Annotated in this window: 16 protein-coding genes; 4 read left to right on the top strand and 12 right to left on the bottom strand. The window is 69.5% G+C overall.

What is annotated here, in order from left to right:
* Window positions 1-142: 142 nt before the first annotated feature.
* Window positions 143-595 carry an Lrp/AsnC family transcriptional regulator gene (locus CRYAR_RS39065; RefSeq protein ID WP_035858349.1) on the bottom strand — a complete coding sequence of 151 codons (453 nt, stop codon included), beginning with the start codon at window positions 593-595 and terminating at the stop codon, window positions 143-145.
* 442 nt (window positions 596-1037) lie between these two features.
* Here CRYAR_RS39065 and CRYAR_RS46480 point away from each other — a divergent pair, with 442 nt between their 5' ends.
* Window positions 1038-1253, top strand: a complete 216-nt coding sequence (locus CRYAR_RS46480) for a BldC family transcriptional regulator (RefSeq protein WP_035858356.1) — start codon at window positions 1038-1040, stop codon at window positions 1251-1253.
* On the opposite strand, the gene CRYAR_RS39075 is transcribed toward CRYAR_RS46480, so the two are convergent.
* From CRYAR_RS39075 to CRYAR_RS44275, 4 genes are read right to left on the bottom strand one after another with little or no spacing between them, the layout of a single operon-like run.
* Window positions 1250-1885, bottom strand: a complete 636-nt coding sequence (locus CRYAR_RS39075) for a UbiX family flavin prenyltransferase (protein ID WP_035858358.1) — start codon at window positions 1883-1885, stop codon at window positions 1250-1252. The two genes, CRYAR_RS46480 and CRYAR_RS39075, sit on opposite strands and share 4 nt — an antisense overlap.
* A complete protein-coding gene (mqnP, locus tag CRYAR_RS39080; protein ID WP_211247860.1) occupies window positions 1882-2778 on the bottom strand; it encodes a menaquinone biosynthesis prenyltransferase MqnP in 897 nt (298 codons plus the stop codon). Before mqnP ends, CRYAR_RS39075 begins: the two co-directional genes overlap by 4 nt.
* Window positions 2775-4220 (bottom strand): menaquinone biosynthesis decarboxylase, encoded by a 1446-nt coding sequence (locus CRYAR_RS39085; RefSeq protein ID WP_035869666.1) that lies wholly within the window; start codon window positions 4218-4220, stop codon window positions 2775-2777. The genes mqnP and CRYAR_RS39085 overlap by 4 nt, the downstream gene beginning before the upstream one ends.
* A 36-nt stretch (window positions 4221-4256) precedes the next feature.
* A complete protein-coding gene (locus tag CRYAR_RS44275; protein WP_157018416.1) occupies window positions 4257-5165 on the bottom strand; it encodes a C40 family peptidase in 909 nt (302 codons plus the stop codon).
* Between the two features lie 424 nt (window positions 5166-5589).
* Between CRYAR_RS44275 and CRYAR_RS47820 the strand changes: the two genes are divergently transcribed.
* Window positions 5590-5742 (top strand): hypothetical protein, encoded by a 153-nt coding sequence (locus CRYAR_RS47820; protein ID WP_157018418.1) that lies wholly within the window; start codon window positions 5590-5592, stop codon window positions 5740-5742.
* Window positions 5743-5843: 101 nt separating this feature from the next.
* Here CRYAR_RS47820 and ccsB read toward each other — a convergent pair whose 3' ends face one another.
* The 6 genes from ccsB to hemL are packed head-to-tail and all read right to left on the bottom strand — an operon-like array spanning window position 5844 to window position 11913.
* Window positions 5844-6845: a c-type cytochrome biogenesis protein CcsB gene (gene ccsB / locus CRYAR_RS39095; RefSeq protein WP_035858362.1), complete on the bottom strand. Its 1002-nt coding sequence runs from the start codon at window positions 6843-6845 to the stop codon at window positions 5844-5846.
* Window positions 6842-8533: a cytochrome c biogenesis protein ResB gene (gene resB / locus CRYAR_RS39100; protein ID WP_084701534.1), complete on the bottom strand. Its 1692-nt coding sequence runs from the start codon at window positions 8531-8533 to the stop codon at window positions 6842-6844. Before resB ends, ccsB begins: the two co-directional genes overlap by 4 nt.
* The gene (locus tag CRYAR_RS39105) at window positions 8533-9351 is read right to left on the bottom strand and encodes a cytochrome c biogenesis CcdA family protein (RefSeq protein ID WP_035858364.1); all 819 of its coding nucleotides are present in this window, start codon (window positions 9349-9351) and stop codon (window positions 8533-8535) included. Before CRYAR_RS39105 ends, resB begins: the two co-directional genes overlap by 1 nt.
* Window positions 9348-9935: a TlpA family protein disulfide reductase gene (locus tag CRYAR_RS39110; RefSeq protein WP_035858366.1), complete on the bottom strand. Its 588-nt coding sequence runs from the start codon at window positions 9933-9935 to the stop codon at window positions 9348-9350. Before CRYAR_RS39110 ends, CRYAR_RS39105 begins: the two co-directional genes overlap by 4 nt.
* Before the next feature lie 5 nt (window positions 9936-9940).
* On the bottom strand, window positions 9941-10591 hold the full coding sequence (locus CRYAR_RS39115) for a histidine phosphatase family protein (RefSeq protein WP_035858368.1): 651 nt from the start codon (window positions 10589-10591) through the stop codon (window positions 9941-9943).
* Between the two features lie 2 nt (window positions 10592-10593).
* Complete coding sequence (gene hemL, locus CRYAR_RS39120) at window positions 10594-11913, bottom strand: glutamate-1-semialdehyde 2,1-aminomutase (protein ID WP_035858370.1); 1320 nt, start codon at window positions 11911-11913, stop codon at window positions 10594-10596.
* Window positions 11914-12059: 146 nt separating this feature from the next.
* Here hemL and CRYAR_RS39125 point away from each other — a divergent pair, with 146 nt between their 5' ends.
* Both CRYAR_RS39125 and CRYAR_RS39130 read left to right on the top strand, forming a co-directional pair.
* Window positions 12060-12698 carry a carbonic anhydrase gene (locus CRYAR_RS39125; protein ID WP_245620612.1) on the top strand — a complete coding sequence of 213 codons (639 nt, stop codon included), beginning with the start codon at window positions 12060-12062 and terminating at the stop codon, window positions 12696-12698.
* Window positions 12699-12787: 89 nt separating this feature from the next.
* Window positions 12788-13393, top strand: a complete 606-nt coding sequence (locus tag CRYAR_RS39130; RefSeq protein ID WP_157018420.1) for a hypothetical protein — start codon at window positions 12788-12790, stop codon at window positions 13391-13393.
* A gap of 37 nt (window positions 13394-13430) precedes the next feature.
* Here the strand turns inward: CRYAR_RS39130 and CRYAR_RS39135 are convergent, their stop codons facing one another.
* Window positions 13431-14576 carry an NAD(P)/FAD-dependent oxidoreductase gene (locus tag CRYAR_RS39135; RefSeq protein WP_211247862.1) on the bottom strand — a complete coding sequence of 382 codons (1146 nt, stop codon included), beginning with the start codon at window positions 14574-14576 and terminating at the stop codon, window positions 13431-13433.
* Window positions 14577-14591 lie beyond the last annotated feature (15 nt).

Here is a 14591-nt window from a genome sequence, read left to right on the forward strand (position 1 = left end):
CATCATTCGATGCGAGGACGCGCTGAATTGTCGCCACCGCAGCAATTGTGGGGGCGCCCGGGCGTCAAACGAATTTTGTTGGCCGGGGCATTGAAACGGCGTCTCGCGAAGCGAGACAGACGAATACGGGGGTGCTAATTGGCTAGGCGTCGTCCAACGGACGCGCGCGGCCTTCCCATTTCGTTGAAAGCACAACGGTCGTACGGGTACGCGCCACTCCGTGGATACGGTTGAGCCGGCCGATCGTGTGCTCGAGCGCCGCCACGTCGGGAACGCGCACGAGGAGCAGAAACGACTCCTCACCGGCCACGAACCAGCAGGATTCCACTTCCGGCAAGCGATTGAGCGCGGCGGCGATCTCGTCCTGCTCGGAGCTTTCCGCCTGCAGCACCCCGATCAGCGCCGTCACCCCCAGGCCGACCGCGGTCGTGTCCACCGCGGCGTGATAGCCCGTGATGACCCCGGCCGCCTCCAGCTTGCCGACCCGGTCGTGCACCGCCGGCGCCGACAGCCCCACCCGTCGTGCCAACTCGGCGTACGTTTCCCGGCCGCTGTTCCGCAGCGTGTCCAGCAACCGCCGGTCGATCTCGTCCACGAGTTCTCCCCCCGGGGGTATCCGCCCTGGGCATCCTAAGCCGCTTGCGCATCCGACGCTGACCCGCCGCCACGGGGTGTCCGTTCGTTGTGGACCTGAGCTCACTCGCTGAACTCTGCTCAACAATTCGTGACCGCAGACACAGTGATCAGCAACGGTTTGAACGAAGGCACCTCGACACGTTCCGACGACAGCTGTCCCCCAGCCGAATTCATCTACATAATCCCAGGTCACGTGGGGCCGCGACTACGGCGGACACGTCCAATCCAGGTTTGGCCATACAATCGGTGACGCATCGACCTTCCGCGACCGAACAGATCAGTTTGGCCGTTTCCAGTCGCCGACCGTACCTCCGGTGCTTGAATGACTCGCGAACCAATAACGCCGCGCCGCTTTGGGCGCATCAACGTGCGATTACGCACCGGCGAGAAGAGAGGCGAAAGTGGAGGTTGGCGAGCGTCTACTCACCCCAGGTGAGGTCGCGGCGCTTTTCCGGGTTGACCCGAAGACGGTGACGCGGTGGGCGGCGGCTGGGCGAATCAGCAGCATCCGTACCCCCGGCGGTCATCGCCGATTCCGGGAATCCGAGGTCCGCGCGCTGCTCGCATCGGGGGACCCGGATGTCGAACTCGAGGATCGCAGGGCGTCCGGGCACTAGTGGGCGGACGGGGCTTGCGACCGGGCAGCACCCAATTCACCGCGCCACCGGGTGAACAGCGTGTGGGTCACGCCGAGAGTGTCGAGCACCTTTCCCGCGACGAAGTCGACCAGCTCCTGCACCGTCGAGGTGCCGGCGTAAAACCCCGGGCTGGCCGGCAGCACGACTGCACCGGCGTCGTGGAGCGCGAGCAGGTGGACGAGGTGCCCCCGGGAGAGCGGGGTTTCCCGGGGCACCACGACCAGCGGTCGCCGTTCCTTCAGGTTCACGTCCGCGGCGCGTTGCAGTAGATCCTTCGACAGGCCCAGCGCGATGCCGGCGACCGCCGCCGTGCTCGCGGGTACCACCACCATGCCGCGCACCGGGTACGACCCGCTGCTCGGCCCCGCCGCCAGGTCTCCGGCCGACCAGTAACGGACGTCCGTCGGAGTGCGGCCGAGCCAGGCCTCCAGGTCTTCTTCCCAGTGGGCGTCGCGAATCGTCCGGCCCACTTCGTCGAGCAGCGTCAGCCGGGCCGCGCGGCTCACCACCAGGTCGACCGTCTCACCGGCGTCGAGCAGGGCGTTGAGCACCGACTGCGCATACGGCGTCCCGCTGGCACCGGACACCCCGACGACCCACGGCGTCCTCACCAGCGCAGCCCCTGCAGGATCACCAGGTCGGCGAGCGCAAACAAAAACAAAACAATTCCAATGACGCCATTCGCGGTGAAAAACGCCCTATTGACGCGGGACAGGTCATTGGGACGAACAATTGCGTGCTCGTAGGCCAGCACCACCGCGGTGAACACCATTCCGGCCCACCAGAGCCAGCGGAAGCCGGTAAGAGCCCCGAACCAGACGAACAGCGCCACCGTGACCACATGCACGACCGTCGACGCGTGCAGGGACGCGGCGATGCCGAACCGCACCGGCACGCTGCGCACACCGATCCGCTTGTCCACCTCGACGTCCTGGCAGGCGTAGATGAGGTCGAAGCCGCCGATCCAGGTGCCGACGGCCAGGCCGAGCACGAACGCCTCCCACGACCACGACCCGGTGACGCCGATCCACGCGCCGAGCGGAGCGATGGCCTGAGCCAGGCCCAGGAACGCCTGCGGGAAGTCGGTGAAGCGTTTCGCGTAGGAGTAGATCGTCAGGAAGAACAGTGCGATCGGGGACAGCACCAGGCAGAGCCAGCCGAGCCAGGCCGCGGACGCCAGGAACACGGCGAGCGCGACGCCCAGCCCGATCCAGGCCGAACGCACCGACAGCGCACCGGTGACCAGCTCGCGCTGCGCGGTGCGTGGGTTCTGCGCGTCGATCCGCCGGTCGATGATGCGGTTCGCGGCCATCGCCACCGTGCGGGCCGCGACCATCGCGACCGTGATCACGAGCAGCGTCAGCCACTGGACCGACGGCCCCTCGGTGCGCATCGCGGTGAGCGCGGCCACGTAGGCGAACGGCAGCGCGAACACCGAGTGCTCGATCATGACCAGCCGCAGGAACGCCTTCACCTTGTTGGGCGCCTCGGCGGTGGTGCTCACAGCCCGAACTCCCGCCAACGTGCGTCAACGGCAGCGACTACCTCGGGGCTCATCCGCATCTCCTCCGGCCAGCCGCGGTGATAGCCCTCGGACGGGAGCTTGCGAGTGGCGTCCACCCCCAGCTTGCCACCCCAGAACTGCTGGTAGGAGGCGTGATCGAGGTGATCTACCGGACCATGGGTGAGCAGGATGTCGTGCGCGTAGTCGACGTTGCCGAAGGCCCGGAACGCGACCTCCTGGTAGTCGTGGACGTCACAGTCGGAATCGACGACGACGATCAGCTTGGAGAGCGAGAGCAGGCCGGCGCCCCAGACCGCGTTCATCACCTTCATCGCGTGCTTCGGGAACCGCTTGTCGATCGAGACGATGCAGCAGTTGTGGAAGACGCCGGCGTCGGGCAGGTCGAAGTCGACGATGTCGGGGATCATGAACTTGATCAGCGGCAGGAAGATCCGGTTGGTGGCCTTGCCGAGCGGGCCGTCCTCCTGGGGCGGCTGGCTGGTGACGATCGACTGGTAGATCGGCTTGCGCTGCGTCGTCATCACCTCGACGTGCAGCACCGGGAAATCCTCGACCGGCGTGTAGAACCCGGTGTGGTCGCCGAACGGGCCCTCCGGAGCACGCTCACCCGGCTCGAGGTAGCCCTCCAGCACCACCTGGGCGTGCGCGGGCACCTGCAGCGGCACGGTGAGACAGTCGACCATCTCGACCCGCTCACCGCGCAGGAAGCCCGCGAAGAGGTACTCGTCGATGTCACCGGGGAGTGGCGCGGTCGCGGAGTACGACACCGCCGGGTCGCAGCCGAAGGCGATCGCCACCGGGAGCCGCTGGCCGAGCCGCTCGGCGACCGCGTGGTGCGCGGTGGAGTCCTTGTGGATCTGCCAGTGCATGCCCAGCGTGTTGCGGCTGTGCTGCTGCAGGCGGTAGAGGCCGAGGTTGCGGGCGCCGGTCTCCGGGTGCTTCGTGTGGGTGAGACCCAGGTTGTGGTAGATCCCGCCATCGCCGGGCCAGACCTGCAGCCCGGGAAGCTTGTTCAGATCGACCTCGTCGCCCTTGTAGACGACCTCCTGGCTCGGCGCCGTCTTCACCCGCTTCGGGGGGACGTTCTTGAGCTGGGTGAGCTTGCCGAGCGCCTCGCGGAAGCCGCTGAACCCCTGCGGCAGCTCGGGCTTGAGCATGCTCGCGATGCGCTGCCCGATCTCGTCGAGCGAATCGACGCCGAGCGCCATCGCCATCCGGCGCTCGGTGCCGAACACGTTGATCGCCAGCGGCATGTCGCCGCGGGTGGGGTTCTCGAACAGCAGGGCCGGGCCACCGGCACGCACCACCCGCTGGGTGATCTCGCTGATCTCGAGCGTCGGATCGACCGGCGCGGTGATCCGCTTGAGCTCACCGGCCTTCTCCAGCCGCTTCAGGAACTCACGAAGATCGGTGTGGGCCATGAACACAAGTATTCATGGCCCACCGACAGTCGCGACCTACGGCCTGCCCGCCCCGGCGAACGGCATGTTGTTGATGCTCTCGACCTGGACGTTCTGGCCCTCGGTGGGTGCGTGCACCACCTGGTTGTTGCCGATGTAGATGCCGTCGTGGTGCAGGTCGCTGTAGAAGAAGACGATGTCGCCCGGCTGCAGGTTGGAGCGGGAGACCTTGGGGATCTGGTTGTACTGCTGGTGCGCCGAGTGCGGCAGGTTCACGCCGACCTGCTTCCAGGCCATCATCACCAGACCCGAGCAGTCCCACTGGTTGGGGCCGGAGCCGCCGAACACGTAGGGCTCACCCTGCTGCGCCATCGCGTACTGCACGACCACCGCGGCGTTACCGCTGGCCTGGCCGTTGTAGGTGACCGTGGCCGGCGAGCTGCCGTACTTCTTGACGTACGCCGACCGGCGGATCTCCTCCCACTTCGACTGGTCCTTCTTGATCTGCTTCTGCTGGGAGCCGAGCTGCGACTCCAGCCGCTGCGCCGCCTTGACCTGGTTGTCGACGCGGGTCTTGGTGGCGTCGTACTTGGCCTGGTAGGCCTTCGCCTCCTCGATCGTGTCGCGCTGACGCGAGGAGAGCCACTCCACGGCGGCGAGCTGATCGAGGTAGTTCTCCGGCGAGCCCTCGCGGACGATCGCGGAGGTGAGCGACATGCTGCCGTCGCGGTACGCGGTGGCGGCGATCTTGCCGACCTCGGCCTGGGCCTCGTCGAGCTTGGTCTGGGACGCGGCCAGCTGGCGGTTCAGCCCGGCCTGCTGCGTCTTGACCCGCTTGAGCTGGACCTTGGCGCTGTTCATCTGCTCGTTGACCTTGTCCATCTTGACGCCGAGAGCGTCGAGTTGCTTCTCGGCTTCGGACAAGGACGGGGCCGCATTGGCGCCGCCTCCGGGTAACAGCACCACGCACAGAAGGGTTGCGAGGACGCTGGCCAGAACGACGGGACGGCGAGCGTGAGTCCGAGAGGATCTCACCGGTGCGGCACTCCCTTACTCCCCCGTGAACAGCGGACACTCGAAAAGTACTGGGACACGGTATGACATCTGTTACTGAGCGGTCCAGCCTCGTGTGGGAATCCTAATGAAGGCCCTGGGGACCACCACAACGCGTAGTGGGTCCACTCCGGAACGGCTTCTTAAGTGCTCCTTAATGCGGTTTCGTCGCCGCATCCGCCGAACGGTGGACCCGATACACCACAGTAGACAGACGAATGGGCGATCACATCACCGGTACCCACGAGGCGGCTGATTAACCCGTCGTCTAACGTCCCTGAAAAGTCCTTTTTTGGTAATTTGTCGGAAACGACAGAGGGACCAGGGGGACGATTCGATGCCACAGCAGGCCGAACACGAGGACGTGGTGGTGGTCGGCTGGCTCCGGGGGGACGACTACGAGGCCGCGCTCGCCTATCGACGCCGCGACGACCTCACCCCGAAGGACGATCAGCCGAAGCGCCAGCCGTCACAACCGCCCGACCACTGATCCACGAACCCAAGAATTAAGGTTTCACGACCACCGGGACGTGGCCCGGAACACAAAAGTGCGCGCCACCCCGATACGGGTGACGCGCACTTTCTTAGGGCTCACAGACCCGAGTACGAGTGCAGCCCGCTCACCGCGAAGTTGATGACGTAGAGGTTGATCATCATCGTGACGAAGCCCAGCACCGCGATCGCGGCGGCCCGGGGGCCGCGCCAGCCGGTGGTGGCCCGCGCGTGCAGGTACGCGGCGTAGACGACCCAGGAGATGAACGCCCAGGTCTCCTTGGGGTCCCAACCCCAGTACCGGCTCCACGCCGCCTCGGCCCAGATCGCGCCGCAGATGATCGCGAACGTCCAGATCGGGAAACCGAACGCGTGCAGGCGGAACGTCATCCGCTCCAGCCCCTCGGCCGCGGGCAGGTGCCGCCCCACGCCGAAGCCGAACCCGGGCGCATTCGCCGGACGCCCCGCCGCGACCCGCCGGTCGTACCCCTCACGCAGCAGGTACAGCACCGACAGCACGCCGCCGATCAGGTAGATGCCGACCGAGATCGACGCGGTGGAGACGTGGATCCAGAGCCAGTACGAGTTGAGCGCGGGCATCAGCGGCCCGGCGTCGACGTAGAGCACGGTGCCGGCCAGCCCCAGCAGCAGCACGACCGGCAGCATCACGAACATGCCGAGGTAGCGCACCGGACGCCGGGCGGAGACCACCAGCCAGGTGATCGTGCCGACGACGCACGCCACCGAGACGAACTCGTACATGTTGCCCCACGGCACCCGACCCGCCGCGAAGCCGCGGGCGGCCAGGCAGCCGACCTGCGCGAGCGCACCGACGACCGCCGCCATGACCCCGAACCGCCCGAACCAGGCCGCGCGCCCGACGGTGGGAGCGGGAGGCGCCGGCGGGGACGGGGTCTCGTCCTGCTCGGGGCCTCCGGCGCCGACGAGCACCCGTTTCGCCGGAGCCTCGGCGCGGGAAGCCACCACCCCCTTGCGCCCGAACGCGAACTCGATGGCGTAGCCGAACATCGCCACCGTGTACGCCAGGATCGCGACGACGAGCAGCGTGTTCGAGAGGTCGGCGAGCTGGGCGTCCGTCATGACGCTCCTTCTTTCGCGGGTGCGGTGCGATCTTTCGCGGGCGCGGTGCGTTCGATCCGTTCGACGAGGCTCTGGAACTCGTCGGCGAAGCGGTCGGGGTCGGTGCGGGCCAGGCCGCCGACGGTGAGCTCACCGTCGCCGGTGACCCGGACGAAGATCCGGCGACGCCGGACGGTGAGCGAGGCGATCAGGCCGACGAGCATGAATCCGGCCGAGACCAGCACGAGCATCTCGCCGGGGTCGTGTCCGACCTGGACGGTCATGAACTCGCGGTAGCCGGCGAACTGCAGCGTCGTGCCGTCGTCGAGCTTCCAGACCTCGCCGACCGAGAGCTTCTTCGAGCCCACCGACTTGAGCGCGCCGCTGTCGACCTGGTTCTGGTCGATCGAGTAGACCGAGCGCGCGATGCCGGAGTCCAGACCGGTGTCGCCGCGGTAACCGACGAGCGTCACCGCCGGGTCCTTCGCTTCCGGGCTGATCGACCGGATCGGCGGGCCGGACAGCGAGGCGGTCGGCAGGAAGAACCCGGTGAACGCCATCTGGACGTCGCTGGTGCGGGCGGTCGACTTGGGATCCTGGTTGGCGTCCGGGAGCACGAACGCCCCCTCGCTGGTCAGCTGCACGTCCTGAGGCAGGAACGCCGGCGTCTCCTCGAACACCGTGCCGAACCGGTCGGTGTACTTGAGCACCGGCGCGTAGCCGTGGTTGATCAGGTAGACGTTCGCGCCGTCGAGCCGCAGCGGGTGGTTGACCTTCAGGTCGTACTCGGTGTCGGGGTCCTGCGTGAACGCGCGGTCGCCCTGGATGTACCGGACCTTGGCCAGGAAGTCCTCGGGCTGGCCGTTCTCCAGGTACGTGCCCTGGAAGTCGTCGAGCCGGACGCAGAACGACGGCAGCGCCGCGTCACGCATGCGGCTGCCGGGCGAGAACGAGTCGTAGGCCTGGACGGTGTCGCAGAACGCGTTGCCCTCGACCGTGAGCACGCTGGCCTTCCAGCCCCACAGCGAACCGGACGCGACGCCGACCAGGAGGCCGACGAGCGCGACGTGGAAGGCCAGGTTGCCGGTCTCGCGCAGGTAGCCCTTCTCGGCGCTGACCGTCACCGCGCCGGACGTCTCGGTACGCACCACCGTGCGCCAGCGGGCGCGGCGCAGCACGCCCCGGGCGGAGTCGGCGATCGCGGACGGGTCACCGGCCACCGCGGCCGCCCCGGAGACCGGCAGGCGGTCGAGGTGGCGGGGTGCGGCCGGGGGCCGCTTGACCATCGCGCGGGCGTGCACCCGGATGCGCGGCACGAGGCAGCCGACGAGCGAGATGAACAGCAGCAGGTAGATCGCCGCGAACCAGGGCGAGGCGAAGACGTCGAACGCGGACAGCTTGTCGAGGAACGGCGCCAGCTTCGGGTGCTCGGCGAAGTACTCGTCGACCTTGTTCTGGTTCAGGTCGCGCTGCGGGAACGTGCTGCCGGGGACGGCCGCGAGCGCCAGCAGGAACAGCAGCACCAGCGCGGTGCGCATGCTGGTGAGGATCCGCCACCAGCGGCGCGGTTCCTCCAGCAGCGCGTTCAGCCGGCCCGGTCCGCTCGGCCCGATCGGACCGCGGCCGGCGCGGCGGTCCTCGGGCTTGCTGGCGTCCTCCGGTGCGGTCGCGAGACCGGTGACCGCGTCCTGCTCGCCGAGCGTGGCCATCAGAGCACCACCGTGCCGACGCCGAAGATGCCGCGGATCCAGATCACCAGGTCGTCCCAGAACCCGAACAGCAGCGCGACGCCGACCGCGATCAGCAGCACACCACCGATCCGCACCACCCAGACGCTGTGCCTGCGCACGGCCGCGAACGCGCCGAGCAGGCGCCGGAACCCGAGCGCGAACAGCACGAACGGCACGCCGAGGCCGACGCAGTACGCGAGCGCCAGGAACGCGCCCCGCCCCGCTCCGCCCTGGACCGCGGCCAAGCCGAGCACCGCACCGAGCGTCGGGCCGACGCAGGGGATCCAGCCGAGGCCGAACACCGCACCGAGCAGCGGTGCCCCGGCCAGGCCGGAGGCGGGCAGCCACCGCACCCGGGCTTCACGCTGCAGGCCGGGCAGCACCCCGAGGTAGCCGAGCCCGAAGACGATGACGAGCGCGCCGATCACCCGCTGCAGGGTCGCCTGGTGTTCGAACAGGAACCCGCCGAGGCCACCGGTCGCGAACGCGATGAGCGTGAACACCGCGCTGAACCCGGCGACGAACAGCAAGCTCCCCGCGAGCATCCGCCCACGGACCTTCGTGCGAGAAGGACGGGTGGCCAACGCCACCCCACCCGAGGAGGGCACCGGTCGCCCCGAGGGGTCGGTGCCCAGCGCGGCGTCCAGGTCGGCTCCGGCGATCCCGGTGACATAGGAGACGTAACCCGGCACCAGCGGGAGCACGCACGGCGAGAGGAAGCTGACCAGCCCGGCCAGCACGCTGACTCCGGCCGCGACGATCAGCGGCCCGTCGGTGACCAGGCCCTCGACGCTCATCGCTTCTCCGCCGCGATCTTCTCGACCACCGGCTGCAGCTCGGTGTCGAGCAGCGCCTTGCGGAACACCGCGGCGATCCGGCCCTCGCGGTCGACGACGATCGTCGCCGGCACCGCGTTCGGCGGCGCCGCCTTGAGCTGCAGCGCCACCCGCTGCGACGGGTCGACCAGGCTGGGATAGGTGATGTTGAACTTGACGTCGAAGCCCTTGGCGCGCGACTCGGTGTCCTTGACGTTGATCCCGAGGAACCGCACGCCGCTGGCCTTGGTGGCCTGGTGGACGCGCTCCAGGTCGTCGGCCTCGGCCCGGCACGGCCCGCACCAGGACGCCCAGAAGTTCAGCACGACGACGTCACCGCGCGTCGACTCGAGCTCGAAGGAACCCCCGTCGAGCAGCTTGCCGGAGAGGTTCGGCGCGGCCTTGCGCTCGCCGGCCGCGTACACCTCCTGCGACCCCGACCCGGCGACGAACCGCTGCGAGGTGCCCGACGCCTGGTCCACGGCGTCCGTGCCCGTCGAGCAGGCCGCCAGTGCGGCCAGTGCGACGAGGGGTACACAACGGCGGAGCCAGGAGGGGGCATACATCGGATTCAGGCGCCTCGCTCGGTCTGGGCGGTCTTCGACTGGGCGATCAGGGCGGCGGCGGGATCGGCGTACTCGACGCCGACGACCTCGTCGTCCTCGAACTTCACCGACGTCACGCTGGCCAGCGCGCACTGCCGGCGACGGGGGTCGTGCCAGAGCGACTTCTTCTCCAGGAACCGGCGGAGGATGACGATCGGCGACTGGTGGGAGATGCAGACCACCTCGTGGCCCTCGGCGGCCTTCCGGAAGTCGGTGATGGCCGAGAACATCCGCTCGGCCTGCTCCTGGTACGGCTCCCCCCACGAGGGACGGAACGGGTTACGCAGGTAGTGCCAGTACTTCCGGTGCCGCCAGAGGCCGTCGCCCGGCCCGAACGGCTTGCCCTCGAACAGGTTCGTGGCCTCGATCAGCCGCTCGTCGACGACCGCCTCGACGCCGAACCGCTCGGCGAACGGCTCCATCGTCTGCTGCGCGCGCTCCATCGGGCTGACGAAGAGGTGCGTGACGTCGCGATCGGCCAGGTGCTTCGCGGTGACCACCGCCATCTGCTCGCCCAGCGGCGACAGTTTGTACCCGGGCAGACGTCCGTAGAGGATCCCGCCCGGGTTGTACACCTCGCCGTGGCGAATTACGTGCACGGTGGTCGTGACCGTCACTCTCAGGCCTCCGTAAGGGACGCTGCGGCGGCCCGGGCCGCCGTAGGCAACGCTGCCGCGATCCGACCCAGAGCCTCTTCGTCGTGTGCCGCCGACAGGAACCACGCCTCGTAGGCACTGGGCGGAAGGTAGACGCCCTCAGCCAACATGGCATGGAAGAACGCCGCGTACGCCGCGGTGTCCTGTCGCTGGGCACCGGCGAAGTCGACGACCTCCTCGGCGGCGAAGAACACCGAGAAGAGGTTGCCGGCCGCCTGCACCCGGTGCGGCACTCCGGCTCCAGTCAACGCCTCCGACGCCAGCCTGGCCACCTGACCGGCCGAAGCGTCGACGTTCGCGTAGACCTCCGGGGTGGCCGCTCGCAGCGTGGCCAGGCCGGCCGCGCAGGCCAGCGGGTTACCGGAGAGCGTTCCCGCCTGGTAGACCGGGCCGACCGGAGCCAGCGCGGCCATCACGTCGGCCTTGCCGCCGAACGCCGCGGCGGGCAGACCGCCGCCCATCACCTTGCCGAACGTGAAGAGGTCGGGGACGACCCGTCCGCCGGACGCGCCGAACCAGCCCGCCGCCGAGATCCGGAAGCCGGTCATCACCTCGTCGCTGATCAGCAGCGCGCCCGCGGCGGTGCACTGTTCGCGCAGCAGCAGGTCGAACCCGTCCACCGGCGGGACGACTCCCATGTTCGCCGGCACCGCCTCGACGATCACCGCGGCGATGTCGGGCCCCTGCTCGGCGAAGGCGGCCGTGAGCGCGGCGGAGTCGTTGTACGGCAGCACGATCGTGTCGGCCGCGCTGGCGCCGGTGACCCCGGGCGTGTCGGGCAGCCCGAACGTCACGACACCCGAGCCGGCCGCGGCCAGTAGGGCGTCGACGTGGCCGTGGTAGTTGCCGGCGAACTTGACGATCTTGCTGCGGCCGGTGACGCCCCGGGCGAGCCGGATCGCGCTCATCGTGGCTTCGGTGCCGGAGTTGACCAGGCGCACCTGCTCGACCGGCTCCACCCGGGCGACGATCTCCTCGGCCAGCTCGACCTCGCCGACGCTCGGCGTGCCGAAGCTCGTGCCCTTCGCGGCCGCCGCGGACAGCGCGGCGACGACGTCGGGGTGGGCGTGGCCCAGCAGCAACGGGCCCCAGGAGCAGACCAGGTCGACGTATCTGCGGCCGTCGACGTCGTAGAGGTAAGGGCCCTCACCGCGTGCCATGAACCGCGGCGTGCCGCCGACCGCCCGGAAAGCACGGACCGGAGAGTTGACCCCGCCGGGCACGACGGTGCTGGCACGCGCGAACCATTCGGCCGAGAGGGGCGCGTCCTGGGGATAGCTCACCGAGCCATTGTGACAACTACCGGCCGTAGACGTCCTGCCGGGTACCGTGGTGACACCCACATCCCCTGGCCCCAGAGCCCCGGGACGTCGTATACAGAATCCAGGGGCGCGCTCCCCGCAGCCCCGACGTCTCCCGAGGAGCCGCCGTGTCCGTCTCGCCGCTGCCCGTTGCGCCCGAACCGCCCGCCCGTCCCACCCCCGACGAGGCGTACGCGCTCATGGTCGCCGGCAACGCCCGGTTCGCCGCCGGCACGCCCGCCCGGCCCAACCAGGACGATGCCCGTCGCGTCCAGCTGGTGGCCGGGCAGGAGCCGTTCGCGGCGGTGCTGGGGTGTGCCGACTCGCGCGTTCCGGCCGAGATCGTGTTCGACCAGGGGCTGGGCGACCTGTTCGTGTGCCGCACCGCCGGGCCGATCGTCGACTTCGCCGTTCTCGGCAGCATCGAGTTCGCGATCACGCAGCTCAACGTGCCGCTCGTCGTCGTGATGGGGCACGAGTCCTGCGGCGCGCTGAAGGCCGCCGCCGAGACCGCCACCGGCAACCTCGACCCGACCGGCTCGGTACGCGACCTGGTCGAGCGGGTGCTGCCGATCACGCTGAAGGCCCAGCGCGAGGGCGGTTCGAGCGAAGAACAGCTCAACCGCGCGATCGCCTACAACGTCACCCGGGTCATCAACCTGCTGATCGAACGCTCCCCGGCGATCGCCGACGCCGTCTCCGACGGCTCGGTGAAGCTGGTCGGCGCGGTGTACGAGCTGGAGGACGGCCGAGCCCGGTTTTTGTGAACCTTAAAACTTGCCAATGGTCACTGGCGCACTGGAGTTACTCGTCAGTACGGTGACGGCTGCCACACCCCTGCCGTCAAGGAGGACCCGTGCGTCGTCGTCTGCTCGCAACCCTCACCGCCGTGCTGGCGGCGACCGCGACCGGTCTCGCGCTCGCGCAACCGGCCCAGGCCGCCCCGGTCGACCTGGTGTTCGCCAACACCACCGGGACGACGTTCATCGCCAAGCAGAAGGTCACCGCCGACATCCCGACGTCGGTCGTGAAGACGTCGATCGATCTGGACGCGAAGACACTCACCGGCACGGCCGAGATCCCCGACCTCACCGTGCGCCTCAAGCTCGCGAACCTGATCCCGACGACGTCGATCGTCCGGATCGTCCCGCAGGGCGGTCTGACCGGCACCGTCGATCTCGGCGCCAACAAGCTCGAGACCACGACCACGTTCAAGCTGCAGGTGCTGCGGGTCTTCCAGGACGCGCTGCCGAACCTGAACCTGGTCAGCCCCGGCTGCACGACGAAGACCGCGACCAGCGCGACGCTCACCAACACGACGCCGATCGACGTGTTCGGGACGACGACGGTGGCCGGCACCTACAAGATCCCCGGCTTCACCAAGTGCGGCCTGCTGACGCCGCTGCTCACCACGCTGCTCGCCGGGGACGGCAACACGCTGACGCTGAACCTCAAGGCCTGAGCGCGCGACGAGGGGGCCTCCGGGCCCCCTCGTCGTCTCAGCCGGCCGCCAACTCGCGGCGCAGGCGCACGAACGTCCGCGGTATCCGCGCCCCCAGCACCGCGACGAGCTTCCCGGCCCGGCGGTAGGCGGCCACGAAGCGGTACTCGGCCGGGTCGCCGTCCACCACCTCGACCTCGTCCCCCGGCCGCACGAACCCGGCGAACTGCACCATCACGCCGTACTGCTCGCTCCACACGTACGGCACCGGGTCGTACTCGGCCGGCTCACCGAGCAGACCGGCCGCCACCGCCGCCGCGTGCTCACGCGCGTGGGTCCAGTGCTCCACCCGGATCGGCCCACCGGCCCGCGCCGACGGGTAGCGCGCCACGTCACCGCAGGCCCAGACGCCGGGCACGGACGTCCGCCCGGCCGCGTCGACGACCACCCCGTTGTCCAGCGCGACCCCGGAGCCGTCGAGCCAGGAGACGGCGGGCACCACGCCGATGCCCACCACCACGACGTCGGCGGGCAGCGTCCGTCCGTCGGCCAGCGAGACCCCGGTGACGGCCCCGTCGGCCGAGGTGAGCCCGGCCACCGACACCCCGGTCAGCAACGGCACCCCGTTGGCCCCGTGCAACGCGGTGACCACCGCGGCCATCTCCGGACCGAACGCGTGCTCCATCGGAGCGGCCGCGGCGTCCAGCACCGTCGCCGAGGCCCCGAGCTTCGTCGCCGTGGAGGCCACCTCGGCGCCGATGAACCCGGCCCCGATCACGACGACCCGGGCGCCGGGCGCGAACGCCGCGCGCAGGGCGTCGGCATCGGCGCAGGTACGAAGCGTGTGCACGCCGCGCAGCCCGGCGGCGGACGGCAACGACCGCGGCGTGGTGCCGGTGGCGATCACGACCGCGTCACCGGTGACCGTGGACCCGTCGGCAAGTGCGACGGACGTGCCGTCGAGCCCGACCGCCGGCACGCCCAGCCGCCACGTCACCGGTACGTCCTCGTCGGCGACCAGCAGCGAGATGCCGTCCAGGTCGAGGTCACCGGCCAGATACGCCTTCGAGAGCGGCGGACGGTCGTAGGGGCGGTGCGGCTCCTCGCCGATCAACTCGATCGACCCACCGAACCCCCGCGACCGCAGCGAACGGGCCAGCGACCAGCCGGCCAGTGATGCCCCGACGATGACCACCCTGTCCACAGGCGCTCTCTCCGT

It is taken from the genome of Cryptosporangium arvum DSM 44712 (genome assembly GCF_000585375.1).
Lineage (GTDB): Bacteria > Actinomycetota > Actinomycetes > Mycobacteriales > Cryptosporangiaceae > Cryptosporangium > Cryptosporangium arvum.

What these genes read in the sequence shown, in the direction of transcription:
- CRYAR_RS47820 (WP_157018418.1), top strand. Translation starts at nt 5,590, where the DNA reads ATGCCACAGCAGGCCGAACACGAGGACGTGGTGGTGGTCGGCTGGCTC.
- CRYAR_RS39085 (WP_035869666.1), bottom strand. Translation starts at nt 4,220, where the DNA reads ATGGCCCACACCGATCTTCGTGAGTTCCTGAAGCGGCTGGAGAAGGCC.
- resB (WP_084701534.1), bottom strand. Translation starts at nt 8,533, where the DNA reads ATGGCCACGCTCGGCGAGCAGGACGCGGTCACCGGTCTCGCGACCGCA.
- ccsB (WP_035858362.1), bottom strand. Translation starts at nt 6,845, where the DNA reads ATGACGGACGCCCAGCTCGCCGACCTCTCGAACACGCTGCTCGTCGTC.
- CRYAR_RS39110 (WP_035858366.1), bottom strand. Translation starts at nt 9,935, where the DNA reads ATGTATGCCCCCTCCTGGCTCCGCCGTTGTGTACCCCTCGTCGCACTG.
- CRYAR_RS39105 (WP_035858364.1), bottom strand. Translation starts at nt 9,351, where the DNA reads ATGAGCGTCGAGGGCCTGGTCACCGACGGGCCGCTGATCGTCGCGGCC.